This is a genomic window from Yokenella regensburgei ATCC 49455 (assembly GCF_000735455.1).
Taxonomy (GTDB): Bacteria; Pseudomonadota; Gammaproteobacteria; order Enterobacterales; family Enterobacteriaceae; genus Yokenella; species Yokenella regensburgei.
In genome coordinates, this window is the sequence record NZ_JMPS01000012.1 from 1 (window position 1) to 4359 (window position 4359).

Genomic DNA, 4359 nt, shown 5'->3' on the forward strand with positions numbered 1-4359 from the left:
TGCGTAGTGGCGAGTCGGGGTGTCATATTCAACGTGAGAAGTGTTGATGGTGATACCACGAGCTTTTTCTTCCGGCGCGTTATCGATCTGGTCGAATGCGCGAGCAGAACCACCGTAGGTTTTAGCCAGTACGGTAGTGATGGCAGCGGTCAGCGTTGTTTTACCATGGTCAACGTGGCCGATAGTACCGACGTTAACGTGCGGTTTTGTACGTTCAAACTTTTCTTTAGACATCGATTGTCCCTCTAAGACACGGATAAATCGGTGATATCACCACATCAACCAGGCGATATGCCTGAATCGTTGAATACATTTACAAGTAAACAGAGAGAAACGGGAAGGAGAAGTGAAGTGGTGCTGATACCCAGAGTCGAACTGGGGACCTCACCCTTACCAAGGGTGCGCTCTACCAACTGAGCCATATCAGCACGTCTGGAGCGGGCAGCGGGAATCGAACCCGCATCATCAGCTTGGAAGGCTGAGGTAATAGCCATTATACGATGCCCGCATCCTGAAACTCGGCTACCCAGTTCTTTCTGTAACAAAAAAGAGGTTTCCCTCTTCTTTGTTTGAGCTGACAGACTTATCTATCAACTCCGGCTTAGCAGTACAAGCCAGAAAGTGGTGGTGGGGGAAGGATTCGAACCTTCGAAGTCGATGACGGCAGATTTACAGTCTGCTCCCTTTGGCCGCTCGGGAACCCCACCTGATGGTGCCGACTACCGGAATCGAACTGGTGACCTACTGATTACAAGTCAGTTGCTCTACCTACTGAGCTAAGTCGGCATCAAGTAGCGCGCATTCTAGGGAGGCTTGCGGCCTCATGCAACTAAAAAATTGCATAAAACGTTCTATCGCTCACATTTTGTGCGCAAAACACAAAAAGAGGTGCTATTTCAGCCAATGCTGGATAAATCTTCGTCATTCGCAGGCCTTCCACGAGGGCTTTAGCCAGTATAAAGATAACGGGTTGGACGAAAATGGTGGTCATCACGCGAATCCATCATTCGTGTCGATTTTTTCTTATTATTCGCAGCCATCTGGTGTTACCCTCCTGCCCATTGTCCTGACTAACGAAATGTAAAGCGTCACGTTCTGAACATCTTCTCTCCGTGGCGACAAGAACATGCCTATGAGCAAAAAAGAACAAGCGTTAACAACACCCTATTTACAGTTTAATCGTAGCCAATGGGCTGCTCTTCGCGATTCCGTACCGATGACCCTGACAGAAGGGGAAATTACACGCTTAAAAGGGATTAACGAAGATCTCTCCCTGGAAGAGGTCGCGGAAATCTACTTGCCGCTTTCGCGTCTGCTTAACTTCTATATTAGTTCTAACCTGCGCCGCCAGGCTGTACTGGAGCAGTTCCTTGGAACGAATGGGCAGCGTATCCCTTATATCATCAGCATTGCTGGTAGCGTGGCCGTTGGGAAGAGTACAACCGCTCGTGTGCTGCAGGCGCTGCTGAGCCGTTGGCCGGAACACCGCAAAGTTGAGCTAATCACTACCGATGGCTTCCTACACCCTAACGCCGTGCTGAAAGAACGTGGGTTAATGAAGAAGAAAGGCTTCCCACTTTCTTATGATATGCATCGGCTGGTGAAATTTGTCTCTGACATCAAATCAGGGGCAACAAATGTGACTGCGCCAGTTTATTCCCATCTAAGTTATGATGTTATTCCTGATGGCGATAAGACGGTTGCCCAGCCAGATATATTAATCCTTGAAGGGTTGAACGTGCTGCAAAGTGGAATGGATTATCCCCACGATCCGCATCATGTTTTTGTTTCTGACTTCGTTGATTTCTCTATTTATGTTGATGCGCCGGAGGATCTACTTAAAAACTGGTATATAAATCGCTTCCTGAAATTCCGCGAAGGTGCGTTTACCAATCCGGATTCTTACTTCCATAATTATGCAAAATTAACCACAGAGGAAGCAGTGAATACTGCCACCTCATTATGGAATGAGATTAACCTTTTGAACTTGAAAGAGAATATACTTCCTACTCGTGAGCGAGCCAGTCTCATTATGACCAAAAGCTCGAATCACTCTGTTGAGCAGGTTCGTTTAAGAAAATAAAAAAAGGGAGCCTCAGCTCCCTTTTTTATTCCGCGCTACGCAAGGAGATTTCGCCACCCATCCAGGGAGTAATAACACCACCCTGTTCAAGTAATAGCGCACCTTGTTCGTTTATTCCACGGGATATACCAAAAATTTCTTTATCGCCAATAATCAGTTTCACCGGACGATGAATAAAATTATCCAGCTGTTCCCAGCGAGAAAGCCACGGTGCCAGCCCTTCCTGCTCGAAAAGTTGCAGTGAATCACGCAGCTCTTTTATCAGACGAACCGTGAGCTGATTGCGGTCAATGGTAATGCCCGCCTCCTGCAGATTGGTCCACTGCTGATTCACAACGTCGCTTTCTACTTTACGCATGACGAGGTTAAGCCCCGCACCAATGACTATCTGTGCGGCATCGCCAGTTTTTCCGGTCAGTTCAACAAGAATGCCTGCAAGCTTACGGTCATCGAGGTAAAGATCGTTCGGCCATTTCACGCGAACCCGTTCGGCGCCCAGCGTTTGTAGCACTTCCGCCATCACGATACCAATGACCAGACTCAAACCAATCGCCGCCGCCGGCCCCTGCTCCAGTCGCCAGTACATTGAAAGATAGAGATTTGCGCCAAAAGGAGAGAACCATTTTCTGCCACGGCGACCACGCCCTGCCTGCTGATATTCAGCCACACAGGCATCCCCTGATTGCAACTCCTGCATGCGATCCAAAAGATATTGGTTAGTGGAATCAATCACTGGCAGAACAGCGACATTGCCGGACTTCAGATGGTTGTGAATAAACGACTCATCCAAAAGTTGAATAGGTTCTGGCAGGCTGTAACCTTTACCTGGCACGGTGAACACATCCACGCCCCAGTCGCGCAGCGTCTGAATATGCTTGTTCACGGCGGCACGGCTCATTCCCAGATGCTCTCCCAGCTGCTCGCCAGAATGGAATTCACCATCAGAGAGCAATGAAATGAGCGTCAGCGGTACGGTGTTATCTTTCACGCAATGGTCTCCACAGCATTCACTTCACCTGTTGTGCCAATAAAGCGAACCTCTGGCTCCAGCCAGACATTAAATTTGCTACCAACCTGCTCGCGAACATAGTGCGCGAGAGCGACAACATCAGCGCTGGTCGCCTGATGTTCATTAATTAACACCAGAGCCTGCTGGCGGTGAACGGCGGCACCGCCTATCTGTTTACCTTTTAGCTGACACTGATCGATAAGCCAGCCTGCCGCCAGCTTAACGCTACCATCAGCCTGGGGATAATGTGGGACATGGGGGAAACTAGCCAATAACTCCGTCGCCAGTTCACTGGCAATTACGGGGTTTTTGAAGAAACTGCCGGCATTACCGTTCACTTTCGGATCAGGTAATTTTGAAGTGCGCATCTGGCACACTGCGTCAAACACCTGGCGCGGAGTCACTGATTGTGGCTCGAGACGCGTCAGATCGCCATAACTCAGTACCGGCTGCCACGTTTTTGCCAGACGCAGCCCAAGTGCGACAATCGCGAACCGGTCCTGATACTCATGCTTAAAGATACTGTCGCGGTAGCCGAACGCGCACGCCTGTGCGGTGAGCCTTTTCTGCTCGCCGGTAGCCAGTTCGACACAGTCGACGTACTCGCAGACGCTTTTCAGTTCTACGCCATAAGCACCAATGTTCTGGATCGGAGCTGAACCTGCACAACCTGGGATCAGCGCCAGATTTTCGAGGCCCGGCATGTTGTTTTCCAGCGCATATTGCACCAGGTGATGCCAGTTTTCACCAGCACCGACGTGCAGATGCCACGCGTCATGTTCTTCGCGGACCGTAATACCTTTTATTCGGTTAATAATGACCGTGCCAGCATAGTCTTCAAGGAACAGGACGTTACTGCCCTCACCCAGAATCAGCACCGGCTGCTCATTTGCAGTCGCCTGCTGCCAGGTTTGCAGAAGTTGTTGGCTATTTTCGATACAGACAATATTCTGCGCGCAGCGATCGATACCGAAGGTATTCCAGGACTTTAGGGAATGATTCATTAGAGACGCTTTCCTGATACAAAACTGGGCTAGTTTACCGTATCTGTGCGGCGATGGCTTGAGGTATAAACGCAAAAAGGCCATCCTTCCGGATGGCCTCTTCACGCAATTGATGCCTGGCAGTGTCCTACTCTCACATGGGGAGACCCCACACTACCATCGGCGCTACGGCGTTTCACTTCTGAGTTCGGCATGGGGTCAGGTGGGACCACCGCGCTAAAGCCGCCAGGCAAATTCTGTTAATCTGTATCAGGCTGAAAATC

The 4359-nt window shown here is 49.8% G+C and carries 4 protein-coding genes, 4 tRNA genes and 1 rRNA gene; 1 reads left to right on the forward strand and 8 read right to left on the reverse strand.

Features of this window, described 5'->3' with window-relative positions:
• The 5 genes from GYRE_RS03120 to GYRE_RS03140 all read right to left on the reverse strand — a co-directional run.
• On the reverse strand, positions 1-234 hold a 234-nt coding region (locus GYRE_RS03120; RefSeq protein WP_020882629.1), incomplete at its 3' end, for a GTP-binding protein.
• A gap of 118 nt (positions 235-352) precedes the next feature.
• Positions 353-428, reverse strand: a tRNA-Thr gene (locus tag GYRE_RS03125).
• A gap of 5 nt (positions 429-433) precedes the next feature.
• A tRNA-Gly gene (locus GYRE_RS03130) sits at positions 434-508 on the reverse strand.
• A gap of 114 nt (positions 509-622) precedes the next feature.
• Positions 623-707 (reverse strand) — tRNA-Tyr (locus tag GYRE_RS03135).
• A 3-nt stretch (positions 708-710) separates the two neighbouring features.
• Positions 711-786, reverse strand: a tRNA-Thr gene (locus GYRE_RS03140).
• 346 nt (positions 787-1132) lie between these two features.
• Between GYRE_RS03140 and coaA the strand changes: the two genes are divergently transcribed.
• The gene (gene coaA / locus GYRE_RS03145) at positions 1133-2083 is read left to right on the forward strand and encodes a type I pantothenate kinase (RefSeq protein WP_006817509.1); all 951 of its coding nucleotides are present in this window, start codon (positions 1133-1135) and stop codon (positions 2081-2083) included.
• A 25-nt stretch (positions 2084-2108) separates the two neighbouring features.
• On the opposite strand, the gene birA is transcribed toward coaA, so the two are convergent.
• The 3 genes from birA to rrf form a co-directional block, all read right to left on the reverse strand.
• Positions 2109-3071, reverse strand: coding sequence for a bifunctional biotin--[acetyl-CoA-carboxylase] ligase/biotin operon repressor BirA (birA, locus tag GYRE_RS03150; protein ID WP_038252934.1), 963 nt, complete (start codon positions 3069-3071; stop codon positions 2109-2111).
• The gene (gene murB / locus GYRE_RS03155) at positions 3068-4096 is read right to left on the reverse strand and encodes a UDP-N-acetylmuramate dehydrogenase (RefSeq protein WP_038252936.1); all 1029 of its coding nucleotides are present in this window, start codon (positions 4094-4096) and stop codon (positions 3068-3070) included. Before murB ends, birA begins: the two co-directional genes overlap by 4 nt.
• Before the next feature lie 114 nt (positions 4097-4210).
• Positions 4211-4326 (reverse strand): 5S ribosomal RNA (gene rrf, locus GYRE_RS03160).
• Positions 4327-4359: the final 33 nt, after the last annotated feature.

Bases quoted from the DNA above. Each gene is read 5' to 3' on its own strand.
- coaA (WP_006817509.1), top strand. From the start codon at position 1,133: ATGAGCAAAAAAGAACAAGCGTTAACAACACCCTATTTACAGTTTAAT.
- murB (WP_038252936.1), bottom strand. From the start codon at position 4,096: ATGAATCATTCCCTAAAGTCCTGGAATACCTTCGGTATCGATCGCTGC.